At 68.6% G+C, this 24137-nt stretch carries 34 protein-coding genes; 23 read left to right on the top strand and 11 right to left on the bottom strand.

What is annotated here, in order from left to right:
- Nucleotides 1–277: 277 nt before the first annotated feature.
- Complete coding sequence (locus tag J2W22_RS09400) at nucleotides 278–1093, bottom strand: outer membrane protein assembly factor BamD (protein WP_307117956.1); 816 nt, start codon at nucleotides 1091–1093, stop codon at nucleotides 278–280.
- Nucleotides 1094–1246: 153 nt separating this feature from the next.
- Between J2W22_RS09400 and J2W22_RS09395 the strand changes: the two genes are divergently transcribed.
- A complete protein-coding gene (locus J2W22_RS09395) occupies nucleotides 1247–2071 on the top strand; it encodes a class I mannose-6-phosphate isomerase (protein ID WP_307117955.1) in 825 nt (274 codons plus the stop codon).
- A 95-nt stretch (nucleotides 2072–2166) separates the two neighbouring features.
- On the top strand, nucleotides 2167–2700 hold the full coding sequence (locus J2W22_RS09390; protein ID WP_307117954.1) for a glycine zipper 2TM domain-containing protein: 534 nt from the start codon (nucleotides 2167–2169) through the stop codon (nucleotides 2698–2700).
- Nucleotides 2701–2911: 211 nt separating this feature from the next.
- On the opposite strand, the gene J2W22_RS09385 is transcribed toward J2W22_RS09390, so the two are convergent.
- Both J2W22_RS09385 and J2W22_RS09380 read right to left on the bottom strand, forming a co-directional pair.
- A complete protein-coding gene (locus tag J2W22_RS09385; RefSeq protein ID WP_307117953.1) occupies nucleotides 2912–3133 on the bottom strand; it encodes a hypothetical protein in 222 nt (73 codons plus the stop codon).
- Nucleotides 3134–3179: 46 nt separating this feature from the next.
- Nucleotides 3180–3773 (bottom strand): SOUL family heme-binding protein, encoded by a 594-nt coding sequence (locus tag J2W22_RS09380; protein ID WP_307117952.1) that lies wholly within the window; start codon nucleotides 3771–3773, stop codon nucleotides 3180–3182.
- A gap of 149 nt (nucleotides 3774–3922) precedes the next feature.
- On the opposite strand from J2W22_RS09380, the gene J2W22_RS09375 reads away from it, so the two are divergent.
- The 7 genes from J2W22_RS09375 (at nucleotide 3923) to J2W22_RS09345 (ending at nucleotide 8858) form a co-directional block, all read left to right on the top strand.
- The gene (locus tag J2W22_RS09375; protein WP_307117951.1) at nucleotides 3923–4654 is read left to right on the top strand and encodes a hypothetical protein; all 732 of its coding nucleotides are present in this window, start codon (nucleotides 3923–3925) and stop codon (nucleotides 4652–4654) included.
- A 187-nt stretch (nucleotides 4655–4841) separates the two neighbouring features.
- Nucleotides 4842–5219, top strand: a complete 378-nt coding sequence (crcB, locus tag J2W22_RS09370; protein WP_307117950.1) for a fluoride efflux transporter CrcB — start codon at nucleotides 4842–4844, stop codon at nucleotides 5217–5219.
- Entirely contained in the window at nucleotides 5216–6523 is a 1308-nt protein-coding gene (locus tag J2W22_RS09365) for an RluA family pseudouridine synthase (RefSeq protein ID WP_307117949.1), read from the top strand. The genes crcB and J2W22_RS09365 overlap by 4 nt, the downstream gene beginning before the upstream one ends.
- Nucleotides 6523–7125, top strand: coding sequence for an FMN-binding negative transcriptional regulator (locus tag J2W22_RS09360; RefSeq protein WP_307117948.1), 603 nt, complete (start codon nucleotides 6523–6525; stop codon nucleotides 7123–7125). Before J2W22_RS09365 ends, J2W22_RS09360 begins: the two co-directional genes overlap by 1 nt.
- A 163-nt stretch (nucleotides 7126–7288) precedes the next feature.
- On the top strand, nucleotides 7289–7951 hold the full coding sequence (locus tag J2W22_RS09355) for an HAD-IA family hydrolase (protein ID WP_307117947.1): 663 nt from the start codon (nucleotides 7289–7291) through the stop codon (nucleotides 7949–7951).
- Nucleotides 7948–8181, top strand: coding sequence for a hypothetical protein (locus tag J2W22_RS09350; RefSeq protein ID WP_307117946.1), 234 nt, complete (start codon nucleotides 7948–7950; stop codon nucleotides 8179–8181). Before J2W22_RS09355 ends, J2W22_RS09350 begins: the two co-directional genes overlap by 4 nt.
- Nucleotides 8178–8858: an ATP12 family chaperone protein gene (locus J2W22_RS09345; RefSeq protein WP_307117945.1), complete on the top strand. Its 681-nt coding sequence runs from the start codon at nucleotides 8178–8180 to the stop codon at nucleotides 8856–8858. The genes J2W22_RS09350 and J2W22_RS09345 overlap by 4 nt, the downstream gene beginning before the upstream one ends.
- A gap of 133 nt (nucleotides 8859–8991) precedes the next feature.
- Here J2W22_RS09345 and J2W22_RS09340 read toward each other — a convergent pair whose 3' ends face one another.
- From J2W22_RS09340 to fumC, 6 genes are all read right to left on the bottom strand, one after another.
- A complete protein-coding gene (locus J2W22_RS09340; RefSeq protein ID WP_307117944.1) occupies nucleotides 8992–9330 on the bottom strand; it encodes a DUF1428 domain-containing protein in 339 nt (112 codons plus the stop codon).
- A gap of 2 nt (nucleotides 9331–9332) precedes the next feature.
- Nucleotides 9333–9893, bottom strand: coding sequence for a hypothetical protein (locus J2W22_RS09335; RefSeq protein ID WP_307117943.1), 561 nt, complete (start codon nucleotides 9891–9893; stop codon nucleotides 9333–9335).
- Between the two features lie 23 nt (nucleotides 9894–9916).
- Complete coding sequence (gene gmk / locus J2W22_RS09330; protein WP_307117942.1) at nucleotides 9917–10567, bottom strand: guanylate kinase; 651 nt, start codon at nucleotides 10565–10567, stop codon at nucleotides 9917–9919.
- 50 nt (nucleotides 10568–10617) lie between these two features.
- The gene (locus J2W22_RS09325; RefSeq protein WP_307117941.1) at nucleotides 10618–10833 is read right to left on the bottom strand and encodes a hypothetical protein; all 216 of its coding nucleotides are present in this window, start codon (nucleotides 10831–10833) and stop codon (nucleotides 10618–10620) included.
- Nucleotides 10830–11024, bottom strand: a complete 195-nt coding sequence (locus tag J2W22_RS09320; RefSeq protein ID WP_307117940.1) for a hypothetical protein — start codon at nucleotides 11022–11024, stop codon at nucleotides 10830–10832. Before J2W22_RS09320 ends, J2W22_RS09325 begins: the two co-directional genes overlap by 4 nt.
- A gap of 213 nt (nucleotides 11025–11237) precedes the next feature.
- Nucleotides 11238–12626, bottom strand: coding sequence for a class II fumarate hydratase (gene fumC / locus J2W22_RS09315; RefSeq protein WP_307117939.1), 1389 nt, complete (start codon nucleotides 12624–12626; stop codon nucleotides 11238–11240).
- A gap of 157 nt (nucleotides 12627–12783) precedes the next feature.
- Here fumC and J2W22_RS09310 point away from each other — a divergent pair, with 157 nt between their 5' ends.
- A complete protein-coding gene (locus tag J2W22_RS09310; RefSeq protein ID WP_307117938.1) occupies nucleotides 12784–13464 on the top strand; it encodes a PilZ domain-containing protein in 681 nt (226 codons plus the stop codon).
- Nucleotides 13465–13759: 295 nt separating this feature from the next.
- Complete coding sequence (locus J2W22_RS09305) at nucleotides 13760–14029, top strand: hypothetical protein (RefSeq protein WP_307117937.1); 270 nt, start codon at nucleotides 13760–13762, stop codon at nucleotides 14027–14029.
- A gap of 36 nt (nucleotides 14030–14065) precedes the next feature.
- Here J2W22_RS09305 and J2W22_RS09300 read toward each other — a convergent pair whose 3' ends face one another.
- A complete protein-coding gene (locus J2W22_RS09300; RefSeq protein ID WP_307117936.1) occupies nucleotides 14066–14551 on the bottom strand; it encodes an SspB family protein in 486 nt (161 codons plus the stop codon).
- A gap of 71 nt (nucleotides 14552–14622) precedes the next feature.
- Between J2W22_RS09300 and hisB the strand changes: the two genes are divergently transcribed.
- The 10 genes from hisB to J2W22_RS09250 all read left to right on the top strand — a co-directional run bounded on the left by hisB (nucleotide 14623) and on the right by J2W22_RS09250 (nucleotide 21730).
- Entirely contained in the window at nucleotides 14623–15210 is a 588-nt protein-coding gene (hisB, locus tag J2W22_RS09295; protein WP_307117935.1) for an imidazoleglycerol-phosphate dehydratase HisB, read from the top strand.
- 100 nt (nucleotides 15211–15310) lie between these two features.
- The gene (gene hisH / locus J2W22_RS09290; RefSeq protein WP_307117934.1) at nucleotides 15311–15913 is read left to right on the top strand and encodes an imidazole glycerol phosphate synthase subunit HisH; all 603 of its coding nucleotides are present in this window, start codon (nucleotides 15311–15313) and stop codon (nucleotides 15911–15913) included.
- Nucleotides 15914–15921: 8 nt separating this feature from the next.
- Complete coding sequence (hisA, locus tag J2W22_RS09285; RefSeq protein WP_307118016.1) at nucleotides 15922–16650, top strand: 1-(5-phosphoribosyl)-5-[(5-phosphoribosylamino)methylideneamino]imidazole-4-carboxamide isomerase; 729 nt, start codon at nucleotides 15922–15924, stop codon at nucleotides 16648–16650.
- Between the two features lie 235 nt (nucleotides 16651–16885).
- Complete coding sequence (gene hisF / locus J2W22_RS09280; RefSeq protein WP_307117933.1) at nucleotides 16886–17644, top strand: imidazole glycerol phosphate synthase subunit HisF; 759 nt, start codon at nucleotides 16886–16888, stop codon at nucleotides 17642–17644.
- Between the two features lie 160 nt (nucleotides 17645–17804).
- Nucleotides 17805–18008 (top strand): hypothetical protein, encoded by a 204-nt coding sequence (locus tag J2W22_RS09275; protein WP_307117932.1) that lies wholly within the window; start codon nucleotides 17805–17807, stop codon nucleotides 18006–18008.
- Between the two features lie 45 nt (nucleotides 18009–18053).
- Nucleotides 18054–18371, top strand: coding sequence for a phosphoribosyl-ATP diphosphatase (locus J2W22_RS09270; protein ID WP_307117931.1), 318 nt, complete (start codon nucleotides 18054–18056; stop codon nucleotides 18369–18371).
- 119 nt (nucleotides 18372–18490) lie between these two features.
- Nucleotides 18491–18868, top strand: a complete 378-nt coding sequence (locus J2W22_RS09265; RefSeq protein WP_307117930.1) for a histidine triad nucleotide-binding protein — start codon at nucleotides 18491–18493, stop codon at nucleotides 18866–18868.
- 26 nt (nucleotides 18869–18894) lie between these two features.
- Nucleotides 18895–19611, top strand: coding sequence for an MgtC/SapB family protein (locus tag J2W22_RS09260; RefSeq protein ID WP_307117929.1), 717 nt, complete (start codon nucleotides 18895–18897; stop codon nucleotides 19609–19611).
- A 53-nt stretch (nucleotides 19612–19664) separates the two neighbouring features.
- Complete coding sequence (locus J2W22_RS09255; protein ID WP_307117928.1) at nucleotides 19665–19994, top strand: SMR family transporter; 330 nt, start codon at nucleotides 19665–19667, stop codon at nucleotides 19992–19994.
- Between the two features lie 194 nt (nucleotides 19995–20188).
- Nucleotides 20189–21730: an amino acid permease gene (locus J2W22_RS09250; protein WP_307117927.1), complete on the top strand. Its 1542-nt coding sequence runs from the start codon at nucleotides 20189–20191 to the stop codon at nucleotides 21728–21730.
- A 214-nt stretch (nucleotides 21731–21944) separates the two neighbouring features.
- On the opposite strand, the gene J2W22_RS09245 is transcribed toward J2W22_RS09250, so the two are convergent.
- Nucleotides 21945–22943 carry an adenosine kinase gene (locus J2W22_RS09245; RefSeq protein WP_307117926.1) on the bottom strand — a complete coding sequence of 333 codons (999 nt, stop codon included), beginning with the start codon at nucleotides 22941–22943 and terminating at the stop codon, nucleotides 21945–21947.
- Between the two features lie 56 nt (nucleotides 22944–22999).
- On the opposite strand from J2W22_RS09245, the gene J2W22_RS09240 reads away from it, so the two are divergent.
- A complete protein-coding gene (locus J2W22_RS09240) occupies nucleotides 23000–23695 on the top strand; it encodes an EI24 domain-containing protein (RefSeq protein WP_307117925.1) in 696 nt (231 codons plus the stop codon).
- Complete coding sequence (locus J2W22_RS09235) at nucleotides 23692–24099, top strand: hypothetical protein (RefSeq protein WP_307117924.1); 408 nt, start codon at nucleotides 23692–23694, stop codon at nucleotides 24097–24099. The genes J2W22_RS09240 and J2W22_RS09235 overlap by 4 nt, the downstream gene beginning before the upstream one ends.
- The last annotated feature ends 38 nt before the right edge of the window (nucleotides 24100–24137 follow it).

Genomic DNA, 24137 nt, shown 5'->3' with positions numbered 1-24137 from the left:
CCCCTCCCCGCCGCTGCTCGCCCGGCCCCGCCCGCGGCCCGCCCCGGCGCCCCCGGGGGGGGCCCCCCCCCCCCCCAACCCCCGCCCCGGCCCCCCGCGCCCTCCCCCCCGCGACCGCTTCGCGGCGGGCGGATTTGGGCGCACAGCGGCGTCGCTCGTCGGTCACGATGCTTTGGCATCGCTCCCTCCTCGCTCCTACCTGTGCGCCCAAATCCGCTCCGTCCCGGCCATTGCGGGAAGTGGGTGCACACCCTAGCGGGAACGAAAGCCCCGAGCATCAGCCCGCAGGCTTGGTCGTCGCCCGGGCCTCCTGCAGCTTGCCCTGGTTTTCCTGCATCAGCTTGTAGGCGTGGCTGTACCAGTCGGTGCCCGGATAGTTGGTGCCGAGCACGGCCGCGGCCTTGTTCGCCTCCTCCGGCACGCCAAGCGCGAGATAAGCCTCGGTCAGGCGCATCAGCGCCTCGGGCACGTGCGTGGTGGTCTGATACTGGTCGACCACGGTGCGGAAGCGCAGCGTGGCGGCGAGCCACTGGCCGCGCGTCTCGTAGAAGCGGCCGATCTCCATTTCCTTGCCGGCGAGGTGGTCGCGGACAAGGTCGATCTTCAGGCGCGCATCGGCGGCGTACTTGGTATTCGGATAGCGGCGGGTCAGCTCGCCCAGCGAATCGAGTGCCTGCTGGGTGATCTTCTGGTCGCGCTGCACGTCGCTGATCTGCTCGTAATAGCTCAGGCCGATCAGATAGTAAGCGTAGGGCGCATCGCGGTTGCCCGGGTGGACGGCGAGGAAGCGCTGCGCCGACGAGATGGATTCGGTGTAGTCGCGGTTCAGATAATAGCTGAACGCGCCCATCAGCTGCGCGCGGCGCGCCCAGACCGAATAGGGGTGCTGGCGCTCGACTTCGTCGAACAGCGCCGCAGCCAGCTTGTACTGGTGCTGGTCGAGCTTCTGCTTGGCGGTGGAATAGAGCGTGCCGACGTCGCGCGCGACATAGGGAAGGTCCTTGCCGCCACTCTTCTTGGCGCAACCGGCCATCGAGAGCGCGAGAACCGGAAGCAGGGAGAGCGCAAGCGCGCGAGTGGTGGAAGTACGCATGGGCGGGGGTCTTAGCGCGGTCCCGTGGCTTCAAACAATCCTTTTCGCGGCGTGATTGTGTCAGAGCGGCAAGCACCTCCAATCAGCAATTGCGGTGGGAGCCCCGACGGGCCATGCGCGTTGCCGTACCGAAGTTGGAATCGGAGAAGTTTTGTGACCGCTACCCTGCTTGCCACCCACCGCGTCGAGAAGCCCTGGGGCCGCCACACCCTGTGGCCCGGCTTTGCCGATCCCGCCGCGGACGGCGAGCCGGTGGGCGAGATCTGGTTCCAGACGCCGGGCAACGCCGCGCCCGACCTGCTGATCAAGTACCTGTTCACCAGCGAGAAGCTGTCGGTCCAGGTCCACCCGACCGACGAGCAGGCCCATGCCGCCGGTCTGCCGCGCGGCAAGGACGAATGCTGGGTGATCCTCGCCGCCGAGCCCGATTCGACGATCGCGCTGGGCACCAAGGAACCCACCGACCGCGAGACGCTCAAGCAGGCGGCGCTCGACGGCTCGATCGAGCATCTGCTCGACTGGAAGCCGGTCAAGGCCGGCGACTTCTTCTATTCGGGCTCGGGCACGATCCACGCGATCGGCGCCGGCATCACGCTGGTCGAAGTGCAGCAGAACAGCGAGACCACCTATCGCCTCTACGACTATGGCCGCCCGCGCGAGCTGCACCTCGATGCCGGCCTCGCGGTGTCCGAGCCGGTGCCGTACCAGCCGCACCCGATGCCGGGCCGCGTCGCCGAGGACCGGGTGATCCTGGTCGAGGGCCCCAAGTTCGTGCTCGAGCGCTGGGAAGGCGGCACGCGCAGCCTGACCCTGCCCGAGGGCGTCACCGGCTGGCTGATCCCGCTGCGCGGCGAAGGCGTGGTCGACGGCATCGCCTTCCAGGCCGGCGAATGCCTGACGCTCGAAGGCAGTGCCGAGCTGCATGCCGAGGCCGGCAGCGACCTGCTCTTCGCCTATCCCGGCGAAATCCGGATCTGACGCATGGCTCCCGCGTGAACGGGAGGTAGTTTCCCGTTCACGCAACCCCTCTCCGCCTAACACGTTGGTTGTTGGGGAAAACAAGGAGAGACTCCATGCGTATCCTTTTCGCCGCCGCCGTGGCGGCTGCCGCCCTTGCGACGCCTGCCGCCGCCCAGGGCTGGAACGAGCGCGAGGCGCGCGCCGATTGCCGCCACGACCTGCGCAATTCGGACACCCGCGGTGAGTATCGCCGCGAGCTGCGCGACTGCCGCCGCGACATCGGCCAGGCGCAGCGCCGCGACGACCGCCAGTGGCGCCGCGATTATCGCCGCTATCGCAACTATGATTACAACCGCCTGCCCCCGGGCGAGCGCTACTACAACCCGAGCGACTATTATCGCGACGGCCGCTATTATCGCGAGCGCCGCCTGAGCCGGAACGACCGCATCTATCGCGGCAATGACGGCCGCTATTATTGCCGCCGCTCGGACGGCACGACCGGCCTGATCGTGGGCGGCGTCGCCGGCGGCCTGCTCGGCAATTCGCTGTCGAACGGCCGCAACGCCACGCTCGGCACGCTGCTCGGCGCGGCCGCGGGTGCGGCGCTCGGCTCGTCGATCGACCGCGGCGACGTGCGCTGCCGCTAACGGAGCTTGCCACGCAGGCAGAGAGGGGCCCGGCGGAAACGTCGGGCCCTTTTCGTTGGCCTCAGGCCCACCGTCACCCCGGCCTTGTGCCGGGGTCCACCGGGAGGCGAGCAATGGATACGAGACCAGGGGGCATCGTGCGAGGCACCGTGGACCCCGGCACAAGGCCGGGGTGACGGAGAAGGGAAACCGCCGCGCGCCTACCCGAAAATCAGAAGATGAACCCGCCCAGCCACAGGCGGACGAAGCCGACGCCGGCCACGACGATGTTGAGGTTGCGCCCGCTGTTCGAGTCCGAAAGCGCGCCCAGCGCCAGGCCGACCACCGCGATCGGGATCACCAGATAATTGAGCCAGCCGAGCAGCGGGATCAGTGCGATCAGCATGAGCGGCAGGGCGATGATCCCGACAAGGATCGAGAGCAGGTTCAGCATGGCTGTCGCTATATCCTAACGAGAGTGTGTTATCAATATATAACAGTCAGGCCGCCAGCGGGATCATCACCTCGGTGCGGCGCAGGCGCGCAGGGGTGAAGGGCGAGTTGTAGAAGGCATGCTCCACCGGCCCGGCCGCGCTCAGGCCGTTGCGGCCGATCCAGGCGCGCAACTCGGCCTCATAGGCGTCGAGCGCGCCTTCGCTGTCCGCGCCGGCAAAGCGCAGCGCGGCGATGCGCCGGGCCGGCAGCGTGCGCAGGCGGACGCCGCCACGCGGATCGGGCAGCGTGTCGATGCTTGCATGGGGCGGCATCACGAAGCGGGTGCGCCAGCCGCGCCCGTCCTCGTCGCCGTCGGACAGCACCGGCACGGTCATCGGCAGGCGGCCGCCAGCCCGGTCCTTGCCGAAGACATAGTCGGCGAGCCGGGTGAAGCCGACCGAAAGCGCCGCCTGGCGCAATCCGGGGACCACGGCTTCCGCGACGAGCAGGCGCGGATAATCGCGCACGCTGAACGCGCCGTCGCGCGTCACCATGTCGAACTCGGCTTCGTCCTCGGGCTTGAAGAGCAGGGCGTATCCGATGCCCGCGGCAATGGCGACAGCAACGCCGGCGCCGACCAACTTCCCGTTCAGATGCATGCCTACCCCTTCGATCTCGAGGCAATACGCACATGATCCGTCCGGGGTTCCGCTTATGGTTAACGCGGGAATGCGCCGGAATCCACCCCTTCCCCAAGGCTTCCTTAACCTTCCTCGGGCATGAAAAAGCGCCAAAGGAGCGCGTTAACATGGTCCGCAACTACGTCCTGATGCTTGCCCTGCCCCTCGCGCTCGCGGGATGCGGCAGCCGTGGCAGCCTGGGCGACGTCGCCGATACGGAGAGCGGCAACGCCGCCGATCCGGCACTGGCCAGCGCGCTGCAGGACCAGATCATGGTCGATCCCCAGCTCGGCCGCCAGGCCAATGGCGATGCGATCCGCCCGCCGGGCCAGCCCTATTCGGGCGGCGTGCCCAACGACAATGTCGCGGCGAACGGTGGGAAGGTCGACAATGGCCAGCTGCTCAAGACCCCCGCTCCGACCCAGGCGACCAAGGATTGCACCCAGTGCGCCGCGGCGCGCGAGGCGGTGACCCTGGGCGGCATTGCCGCGCGCCAGAAGGATCCGAAGAGCAGCCAGTGCGCCGCCTCGCTGCAATATGCCGCGGGCTGGGCGCAGCGCCTGCCGCGCGACCTGCCGCTCTATCCCCAGGCGCGCGTCACCGAGGCAGCGGGCAGCACCGCCGGCGCCTGCCAGCTGCGCGTGGTCAGCTTCTCTTCGCCCCAGCCGATGCAGGTGATGCTCGACTGGTACTATACCAAGGCGGTCCGCGCCGGGTACACCGGCGAGCACCAGGTCGACGGCCAGGAGCATATTCTGGGTGGCACCCGCGACAAGGACGGCGGGGCGTACGTCCTGTTCCTCACCGCCCGCCCGGACGGCGGCACCGACATCGACATGGTCGCGAACAACGGGATCTGAGAATCCTCCCTCGCGAAGCGGGGGAGGTGGCGCGCGAAGCGCGACGGAGGGGGCCTCTCCTCAAGCCAATCGCTCGCGGCCAAGCCCCCTCCACCACTCGCTTCGCGAGCGGTCCCCCTCCCCCGCTTCGCGAGGGAGGATTTTGCTCTGGGTTCCCCTCTCCCCGATTCCGCGCTAACCGCTCGGGATGCCAGCCCTGTTCCTCGTCATGCTCGGCGGCGCCTTCGGCTCCGCGGCGCGCTACCTGACCGGCAAGCTCACGCTTGCCTGGTTCGGGCCCGACTATCCCTGGGGAACGCTCGCCGTGAACCTGATCGGCGGCTTCCTGATGGGCCTGCTCGCCGGCACGCTCGCGAAGATCGGCCAGGGCGGCGAGCAATGGCGCCTGCTGATCGGCGTCGGCGTGCTCGGCGGCTACACCACTTTCTCCGCCTTCACCCTCGACCTGATGAACATGGTCGAGCGGGGCGACTGGGGCCTCGGCCTCGGCTATATCTTCGCTTCGGTCCTCGGCTCGGCGCTCGCGCTGTTCGCGGGCCTCAGCATATTGCGAGCAATTCCATGACCTCCCCGAAAGCCCAGGACGCCGTCCGCCAGTTCACCGTGAAGCCCGATGACGACGGCATCCGGCTCGATCGCTGGTTCAAGCGGCACATGCCCGAGACCAGCTTCAACCTGGTCTCGCGCTGGGCGCGCACCGGGCAGCTGCGCGTCGACGGCGCGCGGGCCAAGCCGGGCGACCATGTCGCGATGGGCCAGGTGATCCGCGTGCCCCCGGCCGAGGCGCCGCAGCCCGACAAGCCCGGCCGCCCCCGGCCGAAGAAGCGCATCGACCTGAGCGCGGAGCAGATCGACTTCGCGCGCTCGATGGTGATCCACCAGGACGACGCCGCGTTCGTGCTCAACAAGCCGCCGGGCCTGGCGACGCAGGGCGGCACCAAGACCACCGAGCATGTCGACCAGCTGCTCGACGCGCTGCAATATGATCTGGAGGGCCGGCCCAAGCTCGTCCACCGGCTCGACAAGGACACGAGCGGAGCCCTGCTCGTCGCCCGCACCGCGCGCGCGGCCGCTGCCTTCTCGAAGAACTTCTCCAGCCGCACGGCCCGGAAAGTCTATTGGGCGCTGGTCGTCGGCGTGCCGAGCATCGAGGACGGCATGATCGAGCTCCCGATCGGCAAGCAGCCGGGCACCGGCGGCGAGAAGATGCAGGTCGACGAGAAGGAAGGCCAGCCGAGCCGCTCGCGATACCGGGTGATCGGCCGCGCCGGCAATCGCGCCGCCTGGGTCGAGCTGCAGCCCTTCACCGGGCGCACCCACCAGCTGCGCGTCCACATGGCGGCGATCGGCTTCCCGATCGTCGGCGACGGCAAATATGGCGGGCCCGAGGCGTTCCTGACCGGCGGGATCAGCCGCAAGATGCACCTCCACGCGCGCCGCATCCGCGTCGACCATCCCGATGGCGACAAGATCGACGTGCGCGCGGCGCTGCCGCACCATTTCGCCGAATCGCTCCACACGCTCGGCTTCGAGGAGGCCGAGGGCGATGCGCTGCAACTCGACGACGGGCCGCCGCCGATGACCAAGGAACAGCTCAAGGCGAATGCCCGCGCACACGCCAAGACGGTGCGCAAGGAGCGCCGCGGCGAACGGCGCGGCCGGGGCGAAGGTCCCAGCGGCGACAAGCCCGCACCCCGCAGCGGCGGCAAGCCGAGCACCCGCAAGCCTCCCGCAGCCAAGCCTGGCGGCAAGCCCGCAGCCCGCAAGCCCGGTGGCGCGAAGCCGGGCGGCAAGCCGGCGCCGCGCGGCGCTGCCCGCCCCGCCCCGCGGACCGGCGGGGACAAGCCCCGCGCGCCGCGGAGCCGCTGATGCACCCGAACCCGGCTTTCCGCTGGGAGGACCGCCCGGCGATCCGCGATCTCGTGCGTGACATCGGCTTCGGCGCGCTGTTCGCCGCAACGCCCGACGGCCCGCGCGTCGCGCATGTCCCGCTGGTCTGGCTGGACGAGGACATTCTCGGCTTCCACCTCGCGCGCGGCAACGGCATCGCCCGGCATCTCGACGGCGCCACCGGCCTGTTCAGCGTGCAGGGGCCGGACGCCTATGTCAGCCCCGACTGGTACGGCGCCGGCCCGAACGAAGTGCCGACCTGGAACTATGTCGCGGTCGAGCTCGAGGGCCGGGTGACCCGCACCGACGATGCGGGGCTCGTCGCGATTCTCGATGCGATCAGCCAGGAGCAGGAGCGCCGCCTCGCCCCCAAGCCGGCATGGACGCGCGCCAAGATGGACCCGACGCTCTTCGCGAAGATGACCGGCGCGATCATCGGCTATCGGCTCGAGGTGCAGGCCTGGCGCGGCACGTTCAAGCTCGGCCAGAACAAGCCCGACGCCGCCCGCCTCTCGGCCGCCGACGCGCTCGACGCCCAGGGCCGCCGCGCCATGGCCGCGCTGATGCGGGGGACGAAGTGAGGGCGCCCTTCTCAATTCCTCCCCGGAACGGGGAGGGGGACCGCGCCACGAAGTGGCGTGGTGGAGGGGGCCCGCTCTCCTCATACCGGAATGCCCGCGGATGGCGGGCCCCCTCCACCATCGCTTCGCAATGGTCCCCCTCCCCGTTCCGGGGAGGAATTATATGACCAACCGCCTCGCCGTGTTCGATTGCGACGGCACGCTCGTCGATTCGCAGGTCAATATCTGTCGCGCGATGGAGGCGACCTTCGATGCGCACCGCCTCGCTCCGCCGGTCCGCAGCGACATCCGCCGCATCGTCGGCCTCAGCCTCGTCCCCGCGATCGCGCAGCTGCTGCCCGAGGCCGAGCCCGCGCTGCACGAGGCGATGGCCGAGGAGTACAAGCGCGCCTTCCACGCGATGCGCGCCAGTGCCGCGCTCGATCCCGAGCCGCTCTATGACGGCATCCTCGAAACGATCGAGGCGCTCGACGCCGCCGGCTGGCTGCTCGGCGTCGCCACCGGCAAGTCCGATCGCGGGCTGCGCCTGATCCTCGAGCATCACGGCCTGCACGCCCGCTTCGTCACGCTGCAGACCGCCGATCGCCACCCCTCCAAGCCGCATCCCGCGATGCTCGAGCTCGCCATCGCCGAAGCCGGCGCCGCGCCGGAGACCACCGCGATGATCGGCGACACCAGCTTCGACATGGCGATGGCGCGCGCCGCTGGCACCCACGCCGTTGGTGTGCTATGGGGATACCACACGTCCGGGGAGCTGCTCGGCGCCGGCGCCCACAGGCTCGCCGACCATGCCAGCCAGCTCCCCGCGCATCTGGAGGCCTTATGACCGACGCCGATCGCCTTGCGATGAAGCGCTATTACATCATCGTCGCGGTCAACATGCTCGGCACCGCCGGCGCGGTGGTCGGCCTGCTGGTCGCCGGCCGCGCGCAGCATTACGGCATGACCGTCTTCGGCGGCGCGATCCTGCTGTCGTCGCTCTATTTCATGGCGGTGGTGCCGCGCTTCCTGGCGCGGCGCTGGAAGACGCCGGCGGAGGTCGTGCCCGAGGCATGAAGCGTTTCTGGAAGGAAGTCAGCGTCGAGAACGGCCAGGTGGCGCTCGACGGCAAGCCGGTGCGCACCCCAGACCGGGCGCCGCTCGCTTTGCCCACCCCGGCGCTGGCCGAGGCGGTGGCCGAGGAATGGCGCGCCGTGGGCGACACGATCGATCCGCGCGCGATGAAGCTCACCGGGCTCGCCAATGCGGCGATCGACAAGATCTCCGCCGATCCCGCCCCCTTCGCCCAGGGCCTGGCGGCCTATGGCGAGAGCGACCTGCTCTACTACCGCGCCGAGGATCCCGAGCCGCTGGTGCTGCGCCAGGCCGAGGCCTGGGACCCGCTGCTCGACTGGGCGCGCAGCCGCTACGACGTGCATTTCGAGACCGCGACCGGGGTGATCCACAAGGCCCAGCCCGAGGCGACAATCTCCCGGCTGGCCGAGGCGGTGCACGCGCTCGATCCCTTCCGCATCGCCGGCCTCTCGCCGGTGGTGACGATCAGCGGCTCGCTGGTCGGCGCGCTGGCGCTGCTCGAAGGCGCGATTCCCGCCGAGACCCTGTGGCAGGCCGCCCATGTCGACGAGCTGTGGCAGGCCGAGCAATGGGGCGAGGACGAGCTTGCCCTGGCCGCGCGCGAGAACCGCCGGACGGACTTCCTGGCGGGGGTGCGGTTCCTGGGGTTGCTCAATTAGCCGTGCCGCAAACCCAACCGTCACCCCGGCCTTGTGCCGGGGTCCACCGGGAGGCGAGTACCGGACAAGAGGCGGAATGGCATAGCGCGAGGCGCAGTGGACCCCGGCACAAGGCCGGGGTGACAAAATATGCCTATAAGGGCGCAAAACACCCCAATATCAGCCGCTTCGCATCGAACGGCACCTCCCCCTCCACTTCCAGGCTGCCGTCCGCGTGCATCGCCGCCTCCGCCGCGTCGAGCGTCGCCTTGTCGGGCCAGACCTGCCAGGAGATGACGATCTTCTCCCCCGGCTGCGCCGCCACCGCCTTGCGGAAGTCGGTCACCGATCCGTCGGGGACGAAATCTTCCCAGGCCTCGGTGATCTCCAGGCAGCCATGCGCCTTGAAGATCGCCGCGCCGCGCACCGCCCAGGCGCGATAGGCCTCGCGCTTCGCCTCCGGCACCGGGATCACCAGCGCGCAGATGTACATGGTCAGATGCGCGTCACGATCGGCCGCGGCAGCGCCCAGGCGAGCACCGCCCCCGCCGCGATCCAGCTCGCCACGTCGCTCACCCACAGGTAGAAGAAATAGCCCAGCGGTGCGTGGTTGAAGATCGGCTGGCCGAGATCGGAATAGGCCGTCACCGCCACCGCGGTGATCGCCACCAGCTTCAGCCGGTCGGCAAAGCTCAGGGTCGCCGCGACCATGCGCAGCGCGAAGCCGGCGAGCAGCGCGCAGAGTATCGCCAGCACCAGCCCGCCGATCAGCGCAGCGCTGTCCGGATTGGCGAAGCCGCCGGTGTTGAACAGCACCATCGCCGTCGGCCCCTGACCATAGAGCTGGGTGCCCTGCGGCGTGCCCGGCCAGGGAATCGGATAGGCGCCGGTACCGAGCGGCCCGAGATGCTGGGCAAGTGCCGCCTGCACCGCCGCCGTGGTTGCCGCATCGGTCTTGGAAAGCGCGAGCAGGCTGAGGGGCGTGCCCCAGAAGATGAAGCCTACCAGCCACATGGCGAGCCCACCGAGCGCGCCGCCGAGGAACAGTCTAGCCATCATAACCCTCCCCTTTGGGAAGGTTACTTCATCAACCCGCGGATGAATCCGATCAAGCCCGTCTGGCGCGAGCGCTTGAGCCGCTCGGCGTTCAGGATCGTGTGGACCGAGCGATAGCATTGGTCGACATCGTCGTTGACCAGCACATAGTCATAGCCGTCCCAGTGGCTGACCTCGGCGGCCGCGCGGTCCATGCGGGCGTTGATCACTTCCATCGGATCGGTCGCGCGGTTGACCAGCCGCTGGCGCAGCTCGACGAAGGACGGCGGCAGGATGAACACGCGGACCACGTCGCCGCCGGCCAGCTGGAACAGCTGCTGCGCGCCCTGCCAGTCGATGTCGAACAGCACGTCGCGGCCCGAATCGAGGATTTCCTCCACCGTCGAGCGCAGCGTGCCGTAGCGGTGGTTGAACACATGCGCCCATTCGAGGAACTCGTGGTTGTTCGCGATTTCGCGGAACCGCTCGAGATCGACGAAATGATAGTCGACGCCGTCCACTTCGCCCGGGCGCATCGGCCGGGTGGTGACGGAAACGGACATCTGGAGATGCTCGTCGGCGGCGAGCAGCTTGCGCGCGATCGTCGACTTGCCGGCGCCGGAGGGCGAGGACAGCACGAACAATACGCCGCGTCGCTTGAATCCGTGCGGGTCGGTCTCGGTGGAATGGGGCATGGGTGCCTTTGGCGTGGGAGTCCCGCGCCCGTCAAGTCTTTGGCGTCAAGCTAGGACCGGACGTATCGCACGCGCCGTTTCGGGAACACCAGCCGCCAGAAGAAGCGCAGCACCAGGAAAAGCGCCGCCAGCACCCAGCCGACCGGCCCCATCCGGGCGAGCAGCCGCTCGACGCCCAGACCGATCAGCGCGCCCTTCACGCCGCCCTTGCCGTCGGCGCGGTCGATCCGGTTGCCGATAAAGGCGCTGAGCAGCTTGCCGATCATGCGGCGGGCTCGCGCCCGCGGGTGAAGTGGTGATACGCATAGGCTGCGCCGCCGAGCACGATGGCGGCGGGCACGATCTTCTTCGCCGCCTTCCAGGTCAGCACGCCCGCCAGCGCGCCCAGCGTCCCGCCCTCGCCGTCCCGGCGATCGATGCGGTTGCCGATCCAGCCTGCGATTGCGTCCCCGATCATGGTTGCTCCTGCGTAAGTGGTTACGAAGAGCAAGCGATTGAAAGGGCGCGAAGTTCCTCAATTCCTCCCCGGAACGGGGAGGGGGACCGCGCCGCGTCAGCGGCGTGGTGGAGGGGGCCCGCTCTCCACCAGCCTTGTCGTTTGGGGAGAGCGGGCCCCCTCCACCATCGCTTCGCGATGGTCCCCCTCCCCGTTCCGGGGAGGAGTTTTAACTTACCGCCCGATCATCGTCTCGGGCCGCACATACTGGTCGAACGTCGCCTCATCGACCAGACCCAGCGCCAGCCCGCTCTCCTTGAGCGTCAGGCCCTTCTCGTGCGCGTTCTTGGCGATCTTGGCGGCGTTGTCGTAACCGATCGCCGGCGCCAGCGCGGTCACCAGCATCAGCGAGCGGTCGACCAGCGCCTTGATCTGGCTCTCATTCGCCTCGATCCCGTCGACGCAGCGCTCGGCGAAGCTCGTCATGCCGATGGACAGCAGCGAGATCGAGCGCAGCACGTTCGCGCCGATCAGCGGCATGAACACGTTGAGCTCGAAATGGCCCTGCATGCCGCCGACGGTAACCGCCTGGTTGTTGCCGATCACCTGCGCCGCGACCATCGTCAGCGATTCGCACTGGGTCGGGTTGACCTTGCCCGGCATGATCGAGCTGCCCGGCTCGTTGGCCGGCAGCGACAGCTCGCCCAGGCCCGAGCGCGGGCCCGAGCCGAGGAAGCGGATGTCGTTGGCGATCTTGTTGAGCGCCACCGCCAGCGTGTTGAGCGCGCCCGAGAAGAAGACCAGCCCGTCCTTGGCGGCCAGCTGCTCGAACTTGTTCGGCGCCGGCTCGAACTGGGTGCCGGCGATGTCGGTGATCGCCGCCGACATGTCCTCGGCCCAGCCTTCCGGCGCGTTGAGCCCGGTGCCGACCGCGGTGCCGCCGATCGCCAGCTTGCGCAGATTGCCGTTCAGCGCGCCTTCGATCCGCGCCTTGCAGCTGATCAGCTGCGCCGCATAGCCGCCGAATTCCTGGCCGAGCGTCAGCGGGGTCGCGTCCTGGGTGTGGGTGCGGCCGATCTTGATGATGTGGTCCCAGGCCTCGGCCTTGGCGGTCAGCGAGGCGGTCAGCTGGTCGAGCGCCGGGATCAGCTGGTCGCGCGTCGCCAGCACGGCGGCGACGTGCAGCGCGGTCGGGAAGCTGTCGTTCGACGACTGGCTCATGTTGACATGGTCGTTCGGGTGCACCGGCGACTTGCCGCCCTTGGTGCCGGCGAGCACGAAGTTCGCGCGGCCGGCGATGACTTCGTTGACGTTCATGTTGGTCTGCGTGCCCGAGCCGGTCTGCCAGATCACCAGCGGGAACTGGTCGTCCAGGTCGCCCGCGACGATCTCCTGCGCCGCCGCCTCGATCGCATCAGCGATTTTCGAATCCATCCCATGCTTGCGGTTCACCCGCGCCGCGGCCTGCTTCACGATCGCCTGGGCGTGGACGATGCCGAGCGGCATCCGCTCCATCGCGCCGAACGGGAAATTCTCGATCGAGCGCTGGGTCTGGGCGCCCCAATAGGCGTCGGCGGGAACTTCGATCGCGCCGATCGAATCGGTTTCGGTCCGGGTGGTCACATCAGGCCTTTCATTCTGGATCCGCCTCTCGCGGAGTCGCCGCGGCTCTACCGCCTTGCCCCCCGCGATTCCAGCACCCCCGCGCAGGCGTCTGGCCCGGCAGGAATTTTGAGGGGCGTTAACCAACTGTGCGTGCTTCGCTTCTTACAATGGAATCATGCACGCCGGCGCACATCTTCCCACTTCCCACGGATCGCAGGAGCGCGCGCCGCGCAAGAACCTGTTCCTGGCGGCCGCGATCGAAGCCGATGCGCTGAAGGTGGCGGTGCGCATCCGCAACCTTTCCGAGGGCGGCGCGATGCTCGACGGCTCGGTGCTGCCGCGCGCCGGCACCCCGCTGGTGCTGCGCCGCGCCGAGATCGAGGTCCCCGCCCGAGTCGTCTGGCAGAGCGAGGGCCGCTGCGGCGTCGCCTTCGATCACAGCGCCGTCACCGTCGACGAATGGATCTCGGGCAACCGCGTCGCCAGCTTCGAAGGCTATCGCGGCCAGGCCCGGGTCGATGCGATCCAGGAAGCGGTGCGCAGCGGCACCGTGCTGCCCGCAGAGCCTGCCCCGCCTCCCGCGGCACCGGCCATGGCCGATCTCGGCGAGCGGCTGGTCGAGGAGGTCTTCCACGTCCGCGAGCTGCTGAACAGCCTGGGCGAGCGCCTGGTCGAGGACCCGCACGTCATCGCCCAGCATCTCGAGGCGCTGCAGAATCTCGATCGCGCCAGCCAGATCCTCGAGCATCTCGGCTCGATCCTCGGCGCCGAGGATCCCGGCGCCGCGGCCCAGTCCGTAGCCATGCAGGACCTGCGCGCCCGCCTGCTCCGCCCGTCCAGCGCCAACGACGGGTAAAAGAGCAAAGGCTCTCCACCTTCGGTTCCCCGGCGAAGGCCGGGGCCCAGTTGCAATGTCGCTCGTGAGGCTCCGGCTCCATCGATAGTGCGTCGAGACTGGACCCCGGCCTTCGCCGGGGAACCGAAAGAACCACACGCCCATATGGCTAAAGCCAGCCGCATAGGCATCCCCGTTTCGGGGCTAAATCTCCTCCGCGCGCGATTGCCCCGGCCGGCATCGCCCTCCTAGTCTGCCCGCACGGAAACAAGGGTCGCATCCGTCGGAGAACACAGGCTTTTCGAGGAGAACAATCATGTCCAGACTCTCGATGCGTCGCACGCTGATCGCGGTGGCGGCCACCGCCACGCTGCCCGCCCTCGCTGCCGCGGCGCCCGGTGGCGAGACCCTCTACGTCCATCAGTATTTCAGCGACGACAGCTATACCGAACAGGTCGGCCGCGAACTCGACCGGTGCACGCAGCAGGGCGTACAGGCCGGCACGCTGTTCGGCACCTGGACGCCCTATGTGATCGACACACCCACGGCGATCTGCCGCGACGGCAACAAATATCCGCTCGAATGAGGCATTGGGGGCGGTGCGCCTGCGCGGCGCGCCGCCTCACTTCTTCCGCTTGAAGTCCACCGAGACGACGTTCGAGCCGTCCTCGACCGGCTTTGCCGCCGGCCCGTCATTCTCCGCTTCCTCGTGCTGCGGCTCGTCCTGTTCGGCACCCTCGGCCGCCTGGAAGCGCAGCTCGAAGTTCACCGCCGGATCGTGGAAGCCGGTGATCGCCGAGAACGGGATGTTGAGCATCGCCGGGATCTGGTTGAAGCTCAGGCCCACCGAGAATTTCTCGCCGTCCACCTTCAGGTCCCAGAAACGGTGCTGCAGGACGATGGTCATCTCGTCCGGGAACCGGTCGATCAGCCGCTGCGGGATGTCGACTCCCGGCGCATGCGTCTTGAAGGTGATGTAGAAATGATGCCCGCCGGGCAGGTTGCCCGTCTCGGCAACCGAGCCGAGCACGCGGCCGACGACTGCGCGCAGGGCCTCCTGCACGATCTCGTCATAGGGAATCAGGCTATCGGGCACGTTGCCAGTCATGCCCCTTGGGTAGCGCAAGGAGCCGCACGGTCAAGATTGCATGCGCGGCAACCTTCGTTATGGGGGTCGCGATGCGCACCGCCACCGTAAGCCGCAAGACGAGCGAGACCGCCGTCGACGTCACCGTCAACCTCGACGGTACCGGAGCCTATTCCGTCTCCACCGGGATCGGCTTCTTCGATCACATGCTCGAGCAGCTCAGCCGTCATTCGCTGATCGACATGGAAGTGAAGACGGTGGGCGATCTCCATATCGACCAGCACCACACGGTGGAGGACACCGGCCTGGCGATCGGTGAGGCGATCCTCAAGGCGCTCGGCGACAAGAAGGGCATCCGCCGCTACGCCGACGCGCTGTCGCCGATGGACGAAACGCTCACCCGCGTCGCCATCGACATCTCCGGCCGCCCCTATCTCGTCTGGAAGACCGAGTTCTCGCAGAAGCGCCTCGGCGAGATGGACACCGAGATGTTCGAGCACTGGTTCCACAGCTTCGCGCAGACCGCGGGCGTGACGCTCCACATCGAGACGCTCTACGGCACCAACAACCACCATATCGCCGAAGCCGCGTTCAAGGGCCTGGCCCGCGCGCTGCGCGAAGCGGTCGAGATCGACCCGCGCAAGGCGGACGTGGTGCCGAGCACCAAGGGGGTGTTGTGAAAAGCTCCCCTTCCGCTTGCGGGAGGGGTCGGGGGAGGGGCTGTAAACTCTTCCTCGCGACACGCCCTCCCCTAGCCCCTCCCGCAAGCGGGAGGGGAATGTGACCATCGCCCTCATCGACTACGGCGCGGGCAATCTCTATTCGGTCCACAACGCGCTGAAGGCCGCGGGCGCGAGCGATATCGCCGTCACCGCCGATCCCGAGGCAGTCCTCAAGGCCGACCGCATCGTCCTCCCCGGCGTCGGCGCATTCGGCGCCTGCGCCGCGGGCCTGCGCGCCATCCCCGGCATGACCGAGGCGCTGAACACCCGCGTCCGCCAGCAGGGCGCGCCCTTCCTCGGCGTCTGTGTCGGCATGCAGCTGATGGCGGATGCGGGGGAAGAGATGGGCACGCACCCCGGCCTCGGCTGGATCCCCGGCACCGTCCGCGCGATCGCGCCAGCCCCGGGCGTCCATGTCCCGCACATGGGCTGGAACGACGTGATCCCCGCCAGCCCGCACTCGCTGATCGAGCCGGGCGAGGCCTATTTCCTCCACAGCTTCGCCTTCACCGGCGAGCATGTGCTGGCCACCACCGACCATGGCGGCCCGGTCACCGCGGCGATCGGCCGGGACACCATGATCGGCGTCCAGTTCCACCCCGAAAAGAGCCAGCGCTACGGCATCGCGCTGGTCGAAAGGTTCCTCCAGTGGCGTCCGTAGACAATGGCCTGATCATCTTCCCCGCGATCGACCTCAAGGGCGGCCAGGTCGTCCGCCTGGCCGAAGGCGATATGGACCGCGCCACCGTCTATGGCGACAACCCCGCCGCCCAGGCCGAGATCTTCGCCCAGGCCGGCGCCGAATGGCTGCACGTGGTCGATCTGGACGGCGCGTTCGCCGGCGAATCGGTCAATGGCGGCGCCGTCGCATCGATCCTCGAGAGCGGCTTCGGCGGCCATATCCAGCTCGGCGGCGGCATCCGGAACCGCGAGTCGATCGACCGCTGGCTCGATCTCGGTGTGCAGCGCGTGGTGATCGGCACCGCCGCGCTGGAGAACCCGGACCTGGTCCGCGAGGCCGCCCGCGACAATCCCGGCCGCATCGTCGTCGCGGTCGATGCACGCGACGGGCTGGTCGCCACCCGCGGCTGGGCGGACGTGTCGGACGTCGCGGTGGTCGATCTCGCCCGCCGCTTCGAGGATGCCGGCGTCGCCGCGCTCCTGTTCACCGATGTCGGCCGCGACGGCCTGCTCAAGGGCTGCAATGTCGAGGCGACCGTGGCGCTTGCCCGGGCCGTCTCGATTCCGGTCATCGCCAGCGGCGGCGTCACCGACATCGCCGACATCCATGCGCTGCGCCCGCATGTCGTCGACGGCGTCGAAGGCGTGATCACTGGCCGCGCCCTCTATGACGGCCGCCTCGACCTCGCCTGGGCGATCGAAGTGGGCCGGGCATGATGTCCGCGCAACGACGCGACGACGCGACAATTTTGTTCGCGCGGAGACGCGGAGGCGCGGAGATATTGATCAGCCGCGCCAGCGGCCTCTCACAGCAGCCGCGCGCCAAGCGTGCTGCGCCAGTTATAGCGGCTGACGCCGCAACGCAGCCTGCCCCCTCCGCGCCTCCGCGCCTCCGCGCGAACCAATCTCTTCTTCTTCGTCGCGTCGTCGCGTCGTTGCGCGAGAAAACCGCATGACCGTCCGCGCCCGCGTCATCCCCTGCCTCGACGTGGCGAACGGCCGCGTCGTCAAGGGCGTCAACTTCGTCGACCTGATCGATGCCGGCGACCCCGTCGAGCAGGCCCGTGCCTATGACGTCGCCGGCGCCGACGAGCTCTGCTTCCTCGACATCACCGCCAGCCACGAGGCGCGCGGCACGATCCTCGACGTCGTCCGCCGCACCGCCGAGGTCTGCTTCATGCCGCTCACCGTCGGCGGCGGGGTGCGCAGCGTCGAGGATGCCCGCGCGCTCCTCCTCGCCGGCGCGGACAAGGTCGCGGTCAACAGCGCCGCCGTCACCCGTCCCGAGGTCGTCGCCGAGATCGCCGAGAAGATGGGCAGCCAGTGCGTCGTCGCCTCGGTCGATGCCCGCCGCAGCGCCAATGGCTGGGAAGTCTTCACCCATGGCGGCCGCAAGCCGACCGGCATCGACGCGGTCACGCACGCCATCGCCCTCGCCCATCTCGGCGCCGGCGAGCTGCTGATCACCTCGATGGACCGCGACGGCACCAAGGACGGCTATGACCTCGAGCTGATCCGCACGATCGCCGACCAGGTGACCGTGCCGGTGGTCGCCTCGGGCGGCGTCGGCAATCTCCAGCATCTGGTCGACGGCATCACCCAGGGCCATGCCAGCGCCGTCCTCGCCGCCTCGATCTTCCATTTCGGCGAGGCCAGCATCGCCGACGCGCACGCCGCGCTGGCCGCGGCGGGGATTCCGGTTCGCAGCTAACCACTCCCCCTCTACCGCTTTTGCGGGAGAGGGGTGGTCGACCCCGGCGAAAGCCGGGGAGACCGGGGTGAGGGTCAGTGCGAACGGCAAGCGGCTTGCTCGCGACCAGCACGGACCCTGATTAACGCTTTGTCGGTGCTTTGCGCCTAGGGTCCCGCCCATGCGCACCGCTCTCCTGCCCCTGGCCCTGCTCGCCGCGATCCCGGCTTTCGCCGCCGACGAGCCGCCGCATACCGGCCGCGCGGGCAGCCGCTCGATGCCCGAGCTTTCGGATCTGGCGCTCGCCGCCTGCGCCGCCGGCGGCATCTGGTTCGTGCGGCGCCAGCTGCGCGCCCGCTTCCGCAAGACATCGCCCAAAGACTGACGGCGCAGGATTGACAGCGGCGCGCGCCTCCCGCAGCCGGGAGCCATGGCCGATCCGCTCGACATCCTCGAACAGACCATCCGCGCGCGCCGCACCGCGAGCCCGGACAGCTCCTATGTCGCCAAGCTGACGCATCGCGGCCGCGCCAAGATCGCGCAGAAGCTGGGCGAGGAAGCCACCGAGACGGTGATCGCCGCGATCCAGGACGACCGCGAGGAACTGACCAAGGAAGCCGCCGACCTGGTCTTCCACCTGCTCGTGCTGCTCGCCGATGCCGGCTTGGGGCTGGACGACATCCGCGCCGAACTGGCCCGCCGCGAAGGGGTTTCGGGGATCGAGGAAAAGGCGAGCCGGCCTGCCTGATACGCCCCCCCTTCCGCTTGCGGGAGGGGCCGGGGGAGGGCATGTGACCTTCCAAACGATGCGGCAGGCGGGAGGACAGCCCCTCCCCTAATCCCTCCCGCAAGCGGAAGGGGAAGAACATGCCCATCGACGCCACCCAGCCTTATGACGACCAGAACATCTTCGCGAAAATCCTGCGCGGCGATATCCCGTCGAAGAAGGTGTTCGAGGACGAATTCGCCCTCGCCTTCCACGACATCAACCCGCAGGCGCCGCATCACATCCTGGTGATCCCCAAGGGCCCCTATGTGTCGTGGGACGATTTTTCGGCCAAGGCGAGCGACGCCGAGATCGCCGGCTTCGTCCGCGCCGTCGGCCATGTCGCGCGCGAGGCGGGCCTGGTGAAGCCCGGCTACCGGCTGCTCGCCAATACCGGCACCAACGCGCACCAGGAGGTTCCGCACCTCCATGTCCATATCTTCGCCGGCCGCCAGCTCGGTCCGATGCTGTCGCGCTAGCAGGAAGCACCGGCTCGGGGGCCGTCATGCATTTCCTCCACACCTTCCATCTGGCCGCCTATCTCGACACGCTGGTCAGCTATGCGCTCGCGCTGGTGTTGGGCGCGCTGATCGGCGCCGAGCGCCAGTATCGCCAGCGCACCGCCGGCCTGCGCACCAACGCGCTGGTCGCCCTGGGCGCCGCGGCGTTCGTCGATCTCGCCCAGCGGCTCGCCGGCGATGTCGAGGCGGTGCGGGTGATCTCCTACACCGTCTCGGGGATCGGCTTCCTCGGCGCGGGCGTGATCATGAAGGAAGGCATGAACGTCCGCGGCCTCAATACCGCGGCCACGCTCTGGTGCTCGGCGGCGGTGGGGGCCTGTGCCGGAACCGACATGGCCGCCGAGGCCGCGACGCTCACCATATTCGTGGTGGTCGGCAACACTTTGCTGCGTCCCATCGTCAACGCGATCAACCGCATCCCGCTGGCCGGCGGCGCGCTGGAGGCGACCTATTCGGTCACGCTCACCGCAAACCCGGCCAATGCATCGGCATTGCGCGATACGCTCGTCGATCACCTCGAGCTGATGCGCTATCCCGTGGCCGATACCGAGATCCTCGAGCGCGCCGAGGACCTGGTCGAGATCCGGGCGACCCTGATCAGCACCGGCGCGGTCGATGCCGATCTCGACGCAATCGTCGCGCATCTCGCCAAGACCCGCACCGTGCTGCACGCGAGCTGGGAAGTGCAGACGCACGACTGAGCCCGGATCCGGCAGGCTTGCAAAAGGCGCCGCAGCCTGCTTGCCAGCAGGCCATGCGCTATCTCAACCTCGCCATCGCGATCGTCGCCGAGGTCACCGCGACTTCGTTCATGAAGCAGTCCGAGGGGTTCACCCGGCTGATCCCCTCGGCAGTCACGATCCTCGGCTATGCGGTCGCCTTCTATTTCCTCTCGCTCACCCTGCGCGAGATACCGACCGGCATCGCCTATGCGATCTGGTCGGGCGTCGGCATCGTACTGATCGCGGCGATCGCCTGGTTGTTCCAGGGGCAGAAGCTCGACCTGCCGGCCATGCTCGGCATGGCGCTGATCATCGCCGGGGTGCTGGTGATGAACCTCTTCTCCAGGGCCGCACCGCACTGATCCGGTGCCGGAAACCGGCCATGGCGACGCCATTTCCAGGATTTCCGTGCGCCAGCGCCCCACGGCTCGACGTATTCCTGCGCTAAAGCCGCGCTTTCGGCCACTAAAGCATTGCCTCCACCGGTTTTGCGGCTAGGCTCCGCGCTTTCATCCAAACGGGGCGGCGGGATACACCGCCGTAGAGGGGACCATCCATGATCTTCGGGCGCGTAAAGCCACTCGATGCCATCCTGGCCACCGCCGAGAAAAAATCGCTCCACCGGTCGCTGGGAGCGTTTCAGCTCACCATGCTCGGCATCGGCGCGGTGATCGGCACCGGCATTTTCGTTCTTACCGCCGAAGCCGCGCAAAAGGCCGGCCCCGGCATGATGATCTCGTTCATCATCGCCGGCGTGGTCTGCGCCTTCGCCGCACTCTGCTACGCCGAAATGGCCTCGATGGTCCCGGTCTCGGGCTCGGCCTATACCTATAGCTATGCCGTGATGGGCGAGTTGATCGCCTGGATGGTCGGCTGGGCCCTCATCCTCGAATATGCGGTCGCCGCGGGCGCGGTCTCGGTCGGCTGGTCCGGCTATGTGATCGGCCTGATCGAGCATACTTTCCATATCGACATACCCGCCTCGCTGGTCACCGGACCGTTCGACGGCGGCCTGATCAACCTGCCCGCGATGCTGATCGCCGCGCTGGTCACCTGGCTGCTGGTCATCGGCACCAAGGAGAGCGCCACGGTCAACGCCATCCTGGTCACGATCAAGATCACCGCGCTCACCGTGTTCATCGTGCTGGCCGTGCCGGTGATGAACGGCGCGCAGTTCTCGCCCTTCGCCCCGACGGGCATCATCGGCGTCTCGATGGCGGCGGCGTCGATCTTCTTCGCCTATGTCGGCTTCGACGCGGTCTCCACCGCGGCCGAGGAGACCAAGAACCCGCAGCGCAACATGCCGATCGGCCTGATCGGCTCGCTCGCCATCTGCACCATCTTCTACCTGCTCGTCGCCGCCGGCGTGATCGGCGCCCCGGGCCTCAGCAGCCAGCCGGTGGTCGATGCCGCCGGCCATGCGCTCGAGCCGGGCAGCCGCGAGCTTGCCGCCCAGTGCGCCACGCGCGCCGCCGAAGGCTTCAAGGACGTCGTCTGCTCGAAGGAAGCGCTCGCCTTCACCCTGCGCGAGATCGGCTGGCCGCAGATCGGCAACCTGCTCGGCCTCGCCGCCGGCCTGGCGCTGCCTTCGGTCATCCTGATGATGATGTTCGGCCAGACCCGCATCTTCTTCGTGATGAGCCGCGACGGCCTGCTCCCCGCCGCCTTCTCGAAGATCCACCCGACCTACAACACGCCGCACGTGATCACGATCATCACCGGCATCGCGGTGGCGCTGTTCGCGGCCTTCTTCCCGGTCGGCCAGCTTGCCAACATCTCCAACTCGGGCACGCTGTTCGCCTTCGCCGCGGTGTCGATCGCCGTGATGGTGATCCGCAAGACCGACCCGACCCGCAAGCGCCCGTTCAAGACGCCGCTGGTATACGTCACCGCGCCGTTCGCGATCCTGGGCTGCCTCTATCTGTTCGTCAGCCTCGATCACAAGAGCATCATCCTCTTCCTGATCTGGGCGGCGATCGGCCTGCTGGTCTATTTCGGCTACAGCCGCTCGCGCAGCCATGTCGGCCGCGGCATCGTCGATGTGCCCGAGCACCAGGCCTATGAGGAACTGGACCCGCCGGTCCCCGGCACCCATTAAGGGCGCCGGTTTCCGGGCATGAGAAAAGGGCCGGAGGAGCGATCCTCCGGCCCTTTTTCTATTCAAAGCCCTCTCCCGCTTTCGCGGGAGAGGGTTGGGTGAGGGCACTTCTTCCAGGCGAGGAAGCGATCGTTTGGCAGAACTGCCCTCACCCTCCCACCGCTTCGCGGCGGGCCCCTCCCTCTCCCGCGAAAGCGGGAGAGGTGTCAGGCGATCAGCCCAGCTTCTCTGCCGCCAGCGCCTTCAGATCCACCTCGGCGCGCGCGCCGTAATGCTGGATGATCTCGGCGGCGCACAGCGCGCCCAGGCGGAGCGAGTCCTTGACCGAGCGACCCTGGGCCTGGCCGTGGAGGAAGCCCGCGGCGAAGCTGTCGCCGGCGCCGGTGGTGTCGACCAGCCGGGCGATCGGCTCGGCCGGAACCTCGACGCGCTCGTCGCCGACCAGCGCCATCGCGCCGTTCTCGCTGCGCGTGACGACCAGCACCGGCACCTTGCCGTGGATGTGCTGCACCGCCGCCTCGAATTCCTCATGCTCGCACAGCGCGAGCAGCTCGTTCTCGTTGGCGAACAGGATGTCGATCATCCCGTCCTCGATCAGCTTGCGGAAATCGTCGCCGTGGCGCGAGATGCAGAACACGTCGGAGAGCGTGAACGCGACCTTGCGGCCATTCGCCCGCGCGATCTCGATCGCCTTGCGCATCGCCGCGCGCGGCTCTTCCGGATCCCACAGATAGCCTTCGAGATAGAGGATCGCGCCGCTGGCGATCAGCTGCTCGTCCAGCGCCGAGGCCGGCAGGAACTGCGAGGCACCGAGGAAGGTGTTCATCGTGCGCTGGCCGTCCGGCGTCACGAAGATCAGGCAGCGCGCGGTGGTCGGCTGGCCGGGGCGCACCGCGGTATCGAAATGCACGCCGGCGGCGCGCAGGTCGTGCGCGAAGACTTCGCCGAGCTGGTCGTCGGCGACCTGGCCGATGAACGCGGTCTTGCTGCCGAGCGCGGCGAGGCCCGCCACGGTGTTGCTCGCCGAGCCGCCCGAAACTTCGCGGCCCGGGCCCATCTTGGCGTAGAGCGCGTCGGCTTCCTCGGGCGAGAACATCAGCTGCATCGAGCCCTTGGCGACGCCGATCTCCTCGATGAAGCTGTCCTCCGCCTGGGCGAGGATGTCGACGATCGCGTTGCCGATGGCGACGACGTCATAGGTCGGGCTGGTCAAATGGGTGCTCCAAAAAGATTGCGCCGCCGCCCTAGTAGCGGGCAAAGGATAGCGCAATGATTCAGGCCTTCTTCCTCTCGCTGGGCCAGCTGTTCGACCGGCCGATACTCGCCGTCTTCGTCAAGTCCGTGCTGCTGACCCTGGTGCTGTTCGCCGCGGCGAGCATCGGCCTGTGGTTCGGCATGCACGCGCTGGCCGATTGGATCTCCGCCTGGCTCGGCGGCTGGAGCGGCTCGGAGGCGTTCGCCGACATTACCACGATCCTGCTGGTGATCCTCTTCCACTGGCTGATGTTCCGCGCGATCGCCGTCGCGGTGATCGGCATCTTCGCCGACGAGGTCGTCGCCGCGGTCGAGAAGAAACATTATCCCGGCGCCCATGCCCAGGCGATCGACGTGCCGCTCGGCCGCTCGATCGCGATGGGCCTCGGCTCGGCGGTGCGGCTGCTCGCGATCAACCTGCTGCTCTCGCCGCTCTACCTGATCCTGCTGGTCACCGGCATCGGCACCGCGCTCGCCTTCTTCCTGGTCAACTCCTGGCTGCTCGGCCGCGACCTGGGCGACATGGTCGCCGCCCGCCACATGCCGCGCGGCGAGCTGCGCGGCTGGCGCCGGCGGACCAGCATCGGCCGCTTCACGCTCGGCGCGGTCGGCACCGGGCTTCTGCTCGTCCCGATCCTCAACCTGGTCGCCCCGGTGCTGGGAGCCGCGATGGCCACGCACGCATTTCACCGCGGGAGGCGGGCACAATGAAGAAACTCATCCTGATCACGGCCCTGGCGCTCGGCGCCTGTGGCGGCGAAGGCGTGATCCCCCCGCCCCGCGCCGGCTATGTGCCGGTGCCGAGCGCGCGCGCCACGCCGAGCGCCCGCCCCACCCCGGGCCCCGCCACCCCGCTGCCCGGCGGCCTCGCCGCCGTCCAGGGCGCCACCGCCCCGCGCCTGATCGCGCGCTTCGGCAAGCCCCAGCTCGACATGAGCGAGGGCACCGCGCGCAAGCTGCAATTCGCCGGCCCGATCTGCGTGCTCGACACCTATCTCTATCCGCAGAGCCGCGGCGAGCCGGTGGTCACCCATGTCGACGCCCGCCAGCGCGACGGCCGCCCGATCGACGAGGCGAGCTGTGTGGCGGCACTGAGCGGGGCAAGGGCGCGGTGATCGCTTAAGCCCCTCCCCTTCAGGGGAGGGGTTTGGGG

The organism is Sphingomonas kyeonggiensis, assembly GCF_030812785.1.
Taxonomy (GTDB): Bacteria; Pseudomonadota; Alphaproteobacteria; order Sphingomonadales; family Sphingomonadaceae; genus Sphingomonas; species Sphingomonas kyeonggiensis_B.
The sequence above is the reverse complement of the archived record's forward strand: the minus strand, read 5'-3'. Positions and strand labels throughout refer to the sequence as shown.

Coding starts and splice junctions, on each gene's coding strand:
- J2W22_RS09400 (WP_307117956.1), bottom strand. CDS start 1,093: ATGCGTACTTCCACCACTCGCGCGCTTGCGCTCTCCCTGCTTCCGGTT.
- J2W22_RS09390 (WP_307117954.1), top strand. CDS start 2,167: ATGCGTATCCTTTTCGCCGCCGCCGTGGCGGCTGCCGCCCTTGCGACG.
- J2W22_RS09385 (WP_307117953.1), bottom strand. CDS start 3,133: ATGCTGAACCTGCTCTCGATCCTTGTCGGGATCATCGCCCTGCCGCTC.
- J2W22_RS09380 (WP_307117952.1), bottom strand. CDS start 3,773: ATGCATCTGAACGGGAAGTTGGTCGGCGCCGGCGTTGCTGTCGCCATT.
- J2W22_RS09375 (WP_307117951.1), top strand. CDS start 3,923: ATGGTCCGCAACTACGTCCTGATGCTTGCCCTGCCCCTCGCGCTCGCG.
- crcB (WP_307117950.1), top strand. CDS start 4,842: ATGCCAGCCCTGTTCCTCGTCATGCTCGGCGGCGCCTTCGGCTCCGCG.
- J2W22_RS09365 (WP_307117949.1), top strand. CDS start 5,216: ATGACCTCCCCGAAAGCCCAGGACGCCGTCCGCCAGTTCACCGTGAAG.
- J2W22_RS09360 (WP_307117948.1), top strand. CDS start 6,523: ATGCACCCGAACCCGGCTTTCCGCTGGGAGGACCGCCCGGCGATCCGC.
- J2W22_RS09355 (WP_307117947.1), top strand. CDS start 7,289: ATGACCAACCGCCTCGCCGTGTTCGATTGCGACGGCACGCTCGTCGAT.
- J2W22_RS09350 (WP_307117946.1), top strand. CDS start 7,948: ATGACCGACGCCGATCGCCTTGCGATGAAGCGCTATTACATCATCGTC.
- J2W22_RS09345 (WP_307117945.1), top strand. CDS start 8,178: ATGAAGCGTTTCTGGAAGGAAGTCAGCGTCGAGAACGGCCAGGTGGCG.
- J2W22_RS09340 (WP_307117944.1), bottom strand. CDS start 9,330: ATGTACATCTGCGCGCTGGTGATCCCGGTGCCGGAGGCGAAGCGCGAG.
- J2W22_RS09335 (WP_307117943.1), bottom strand. CDS start 9,893: ATGGCTAGACTGTTCCTCGGCGGCGCGCTCGGTGGGCTCGCCATGTGG.
- gmk (WP_307117942.1), bottom strand. CDS start 10,567: ATGCCCCATTCCACCGAGACCGACCCGCACGGATTCAAGCGACGCGGC.
- J2W22_RS09325 (WP_307117941.1), bottom strand. CDS start 10,833: ATGATCGGCAAGCTGCTCAGCGCCTTTATCGGCAACCGGATCGACCGC.
- J2W22_RS09320 (WP_307117940.1), bottom strand. CDS start 11,024: ATGATCGGGGACGCAATCGCAGGCTGGATCGGCAACCGCATCGATCGC.
- J2W22_RS09310 (WP_307117938.1), top strand. CDS start 12,784: ATGCACGCCGGCGCACATCTTCCCACTTCCCACGGATCGCAGGAGCGC.
- J2W22_RS09305 (WP_307117937.1), top strand. CDS start 13,760: ATGTCCAGACTCTCGATGCGTCGCACGCTGATCGCGGTGGCGGCCACC.
- J2W22_RS09300 (WP_307117936.1), bottom strand. CDS start 14,551: ATGACTGGCAACGTGCCCGATAGCCTGATTCCCTATGACGAGATCGTG.
- hisB (WP_307117935.1), top strand. CDS start 14,623: ATGCGCACCGCCACCGTAAGCCGCAAGACGAGCGAGACCGCCGTCGAC.
- hisF (WP_307117933.1), top strand. CDS start 16,886: ATGACCGTCCGCGCCCGCGTCATCCCCTGCCTCGACGTGGCGAACGGC.
- J2W22_RS09275 (WP_307117932.1), top strand. CDS start 17,805: ATGCGCACCGCTCTCCTGCCCCTGGCCCTGCTCGCCGCGATCCCGGCT.
- J2W22_RS09270 (WP_307117931.1), top strand. CDS start 18,054: ATGGCCGATCCGCTCGACATCCTCGAACAGACCATCCGCGCGCGCCGC.
- J2W22_RS09265 (WP_307117930.1), top strand. CDS start 18,491: ATGCCCATCGACGCCACCCAGCCTTATGACGACCAGAACATCTTCGCG.
- J2W22_RS09260 (WP_307117929.1), top strand. CDS start 18,895: ATGCATTTCCTCCACACCTTCCATCTGGCCGCCTATCTCGACACGCTG.
- J2W22_RS09255 (WP_307117928.1), top strand. CDS start 19,665: ATGCGCTATCTCAACCTCGCCATCGCGATCGTCGCCGAGGTCACCGCG.
- J2W22_RS09250 (WP_307117927.1), top strand. CDS start 20,189: ATGATCTTCGGGCGCGTAAAGCCACTCGATGCCATCCTGGCCACCGCC.
- J2W22_RS09240 (WP_307117925.1), top strand. CDS start 23,000: ATGATTCAGGCCTTCTTCCTCTCGCTGGGCCAGCTGTTCGACCGGCCG.
- J2W22_RS09235 (WP_307117924.1), top strand. CDS start 23,692: ATGAAGAAACTCATCCTGATCACGGCCCTGGCGCTCGGCGCCTGTGGC.